Here is a 4,304-nt window from a genome sequence, read left to right on the forward strand (position 1 = left end):
CACCCACCTGTCCCGCGCGCCGGCGCCGGCGCCGGCGCCGGAGGCGGTGGGCTGAGCCCGCCGTTTTTTGCGGCAGTCGTTAAGATGAAAAGAGTTTTCTGCTTAATTGCCCGGTCAGCCCCGGGGCTGCTGGCCGGGGCTGCGATGGCCGGCGGCGTGCCCACCCTGGAGACCGTCGAGGTGGAGGCCGGCAACACCGATCCGATCGGCCTCGCCGCCAGCGCCACCGAGGGCACGGTGAGCGCCCGGCAACTGGCCACGCGGCCCCTGCTGCGCCCGGCCGAGGTGCTGGAGACGGTGCCGGGCCTGATCGTTTCCCAGCACAGCGGCGACGGCAAGGCCAACCAGTACTACCTGCGTGGCTTCAACCTCGACCACGGCACCGACTTCGCCACCTGGCTGCTGGGCATGCCCCTCAACCTGCCCAGCCACGCCCACGGGCAGGGCTACACCGATCTCAACGGGCTGATCCCCGAGCTGGTCTCGTCGGTGCGCTACCGGAAGGGGCCGTACCACGCGGCCGACGGCGACTTCTCCGCCGCCGGGTCGGCGCGGATCGATTACCACCGCAGCCTGCCGGCGGATTTCGTGCAGCTCGAAGCGGGCCCCTATCGCTACAACCGGCTGGTGACGGCCGGGTCGAGGCCGCTCGCCAACGGCGGGCCAACCCTCCTGGGCGCGGTCGAGGCCGCCTACAACGACGGGCCGTGGGCCGAGCGGGAGAACCTGCGCAAGCTCAACGGCCTGCTGCGGCTGTCGTCCGGCAGTGTCGACAACGGCTGGGCGGCCACGCTGATGGCCTTCGAATCCCGCTGGTCGGCCACCGATCAGGTGCCCCGGCGGGCGGTGGAGCAGGGCCTGATCGGCCGCTTCGGCAGCCTCGACCCCACCAGCGGCGGGCGTACCCGCCGCGTCAGCCTGTCCGGCGAGTGGGCCGCGCGCGACGCCGACGGCCACAGCCAGGCGAACGCCTACCTCATCGACTACGGGCTCGACCTGTTCTCCAACTTCACCTACGCGCTGGACGACCCGGTGCGGGGCGACCAGTTCGAGCAGGTGGATCGCCGCCAGATCGTCGGTGCCGGCGGCAGCCGCACCTGGTTTGCCGACTGGGCCGGGCGGCCGGTGGAGCTGACCCTCGGCAGCCAGCTGCGCCACGACCACATCGGCCAGGTCGGGCTGTTCCTCACCGAGGCGCGCCAGCGCCATGGTCAGGTGCGCAGCGACAAGGTGGATCAGACCAGCGTCGGGGTGTATGGCGACGCCCAGATTCAGGTGCGCGACGGGCTGCGCACCGTCGTCGGGCTGCGGGCGGACCACCATCGCTTTCAGGTGACGGGCGACCGCAGCGCCATCGGCGCCGCCAACAGCGGGCAGGCCGACGCCTTCCTGCTCGCGCCCAAACTGGGTGTGATCGCCGGCCCGTGGGCGCAGACCGAGCTCTACGCCAACTACGGCCACGGTTTCCACAGCAACGACGCCCGCGGCACCACCATCCGCCTCAACCCCGACCCGCGCAGCGCCGGCTTCGGAACGCCGGTGGTGCGGGTGCCGCCGCTGGTGCGCGCCCGGGGCGGCGAGCTGGGCCTGCGCAGCGCGCCCGCTCCGGGCTGGCTCACCGCGCTCGCCCTGTGGCGGCTCGACATCGCCTCCGAGCTGCTGTTCGTGGGCGACGCCGGCATCACCGAGCCGAGCCGCCCGTCCCGTCGCCAGGGGCTGGAGTGGTCCCACCTGTGGACGCCGCTGCCCGGCGTCAGCGTGGACGCCGACCTGGCGCTGTCGAGCGCCCGCTTCCGGGACGCGGACGTCGCGGGCAGCCGCATCCCGGGCGCACCGGCCCGCGTGGCGTCGGTGGGGGTGGCGGTCGATCCGGGCGGGCGCTGGTTCGGCGGGCTGCGCCTGCGACATTTTGGCGCACGCCCCCTGGCCGAAGACAATTCCGTACGATCCGCCGCCTCGACCTTGACCAATCTTAAGGTAGGCTTCCGCCTGGACAGGAAAATCACCCTGTCGCTGGATGTGCTCAACCTGTTCGACCGCCGGGTGAGCGACATCGATTACTACTACGAGTCCCGATTGAAGTCCGAAAGCCTGCCCGTCGCCGACATCCACACCCACCCCTCGGAGCCCCGCACCCTGCGGCTGGGGCTGCGCGTGGCCCTGTGATCTCCGATCGCAGCCTGACCTTGGCGGTGGGCGCCTCCCTGTGCGTCCACGCGCTGGCGCTCGGGTTGGGCGGCGGGATGCGCACCCCGGCCATCGAAGCCCCCCGCCTGCTGGAGGCCCGGCTGGTGCAGGAAGCCCCCCCCGAGCGCGTGCCCGAACGGCCCCGCGTCGAACCGCCACCGCAGCAGCCCAAACCCCACAAGGCGACGCCGGCCGAACCTCACCCGGCGCCGCGCGCCGTTGCCCGCCCCGAGCCGGCGGTGCCCCAGCAGCGCCTGGTGGCCGAAGCCGCCAGCGACCATCCCGCGCCGGCAATTGCCACCGCGCCGGCCCCGGCGCCGGCATCCAGCCATGCCCCCGTCGCCGCGGTGCCCGCGGCCCAGGTCGCGGCCCAGGCTTCGTCGGCGGCAAGCTACACCCCGCCCAGCTTCGGCGCCCGCTACCTGGACAACCCCAAGCCCGCCTACCCCATGATCGCCCGCCGTCGCGGGCTGGAGGGCATCGTCCGCCTCGACGTGCGGGTGTCGCCCGAAGGCATCCCGGTTGCCGTCAAGGTGCGCGAGAGCGGCGGCCACGAATCCCTCGACGAAGCGGCCGTCACCGCCGTCTGGCACTGGCGCTTCGTGCCCGCCCGGCGAAGCGGCGAGCCCGTCGAGGCGTCGGTCGTGGTGCCGATCCGCTTCCGCCTCGGGGGCGACGACGCCGGCTGAGTCAGCGCGCGTCGCCCGCCAGTGCGTCCAGATCCGTCTCCGTCAGGCCGAGCGTCGCGGCCACGTCGTCGGCCCAATCCACCCAGTCCGGCGAGACCCCGTCCCGTACCCGTCGTCCGGCAGCCAGCAGCAAGACCAGCCGGCGCGCGTCGTCGCCCAGCCGTCGTGCCAGCCGCGGGTCGTGGTGGGCGCGGATCGCCTCGCAGACGTTCCCCGGCAGCTTCCAGTTGCGCGCCACCAGATACCCCGCCGCCGCGTGATGGGTGCCGCTGAGGGCGTCGAGGGCGCGCGCTCCCGCCTCCAGGGTCGGCCCGTCGCCATCCAGCAGCGCCCCGTGCCGGGGCGTCCGCCGCAGCACCACCGCGATTCCCGCGTCCTGCATCAGCGCCGCGAGGTAGGCGGTGTCGGCCAGCGGCCCCAGGCGGGCGGCCCGCGCCACCGCAAAACTGTATTCGGCAGCCCGCGCACAACCGGCCCACACCGCATCCACCACCCGTGGGTCCAGCCCTTCGCTCTGGGCCTTCAAGGCCACGCTGGCCGCAGTGGCGAGGCTGCGGGTGCGCCCGAGCATGGCGATCGCCTCCTGGGCCGAGCGGGGCGCGCTCCGCGGGCGGAACACCGGCGAACTGGCAACCCGCAGCAAGGCGCCGGTGATGGCCGGGTCCTGGGCGACTGCCTGGGCCATCTCCCGCGGCCCCGCATCCTCGTCGGCCGCCACGGCGCGAAGGCGCAGGAAACCCGGCCCCGGCGCGGGCAGCACCACGCCGCTGGCCAGCACCGCATCCACCAGCAAATCCTTGTCCAGAGACATCTGTTTTCCGACGGGTTGGAAGTCGACACCGATTAAAACACAGCGAAACACAGAAAAACGACGATTGTGTTTGACAAGCGGGAGGGTGGTGTCTAGAATGCGCAGCTTCTCGCTTGGAGGGGTTCCCGAGCGGTCAAAGGGATCAGACTGTAAATCTGACGGCACTGCCTTCGAAGGTTCGAATCCTTCCCCCTCCACCAACAGTTTAGCTGTGTGCTCCGTCCGTGAGTTGCGGTGACGCGAGCGGTGTTGTGAGTCGTGCGTTGTAAAGCGCGGGTGTAGCTCAATGGTAGAGCAGAAGCCTTCCAAGCTTATGACGAGGGTTCGATTCCCTTCACCCGCTCCAGGTTGCGTGTGTGAGGCCCATGTAGCTCAGTGGCAGAGCACTCCCTTGGTAAGGGAGAGGTCGGCAGTTCAATCCTGCCCATGGGCACCATCGATTCAATGGTGCGGCGTTCAAAGTAGTTTTCCAATTTCCTGATTTTTTTGCGGAGTTGATGATATGGCCAAGGAAAAATTCGAGCGGAAAAAGCCGCACGTAAACGTCGGCACGATTGGTCACGTTGACCACGGCAAGACCACGCTGACCGCTGCAATCACGACCGTTCTGTCGCGCA

The 4,304-nt window shown here is 70.7% G+C and carries 4 protein-coding genes and 3 tRNA genes; 6 read left to right on the top strand and 1 reads right to left on the bottom strand.

All coding sequences use genetic code 11. From position 1 onward, the window contains the following. Nucleotides 1-84: 84 nt before the first annotated feature. Complete coding sequence (locus ACE3N6_RS18515; protein ID WP_374247299.1) at nt 85-2,166, top strand: TonB-dependent receptor; 2,082 nt, start codon at nt 85-87, stop codon at nt 2,164-2,166. Further along, entirely contained in the window at nt 2,163-2,876 is a 714-nt protein-coding gene (locus tag ACE3N6_RS18520; protein ID WP_374247300.1) for an energy transducer TonB, read from the top strand. The genes ACE3N6_RS18515 and ACE3N6_RS18520 overlap by 4 nt, the downstream gene beginning before the upstream one ends. Nucleotide 2,877: 1 nt before the next feature. On the opposite strand, the gene ACE3N6_RS18525 is transcribed toward ACE3N6_RS18520, so the two are convergent. Beyond that, the gene (locus ACE3N6_RS18525; protein WP_374247301.1) at nt 2,878-3,687 is read right to left on the bottom strand and encodes an HDOD domain-containing protein; all 810 of its coding nucleotides are present in this window, start codon (nt 3,685-3,687) and stop codon (nt 2,878-2,880) included. Between the two features lie 115 nt (nt 3,688-3,802). Between ACE3N6_RS18525 and ACE3N6_RS18530 the strand changes: the two genes are divergently transcribed. The 4 genes from ACE3N6_RS18530 to ACE3N6_RS18545 all read left to right on the top strand — a co-directional run. Next, nucleotides 3,803-3,887: transfer RNA gene (locus ACE3N6_RS18530), tRNA-Tyr, on the top strand. 72 nt (nt 3,888-3,959) lie between these two features. After that, nucleotides 3,960-4,033: transfer RNA gene (locus tag ACE3N6_RS18535), tRNA-Gly, on the top strand. Nucleotides 4,034-4,048: 15 nt separating this feature from the next. Next, a tRNA-Thr gene (locus tag ACE3N6_RS18540) sits at nt 4,049-4,123 on the top strand. Nucleotides 4,124-4,189: 66 nt separating this feature from the next. Beyond that, nucleotides 4,190-4,304 (top strand): GTP-binding protein (locus ACE3N6_RS18545; protein WP_374247302.1); only part of this gene is annotated, 115 nt, incomplete at its 3' end.

This window comes from Zoogloea sp. (assembly GCF_041904905.1).
Classification (GTDB): domain Bacteria; phylum Pseudomonadota; class Gammaproteobacteria; order Burkholderiales; family Rhodocyclaceae; genus Zoogloea.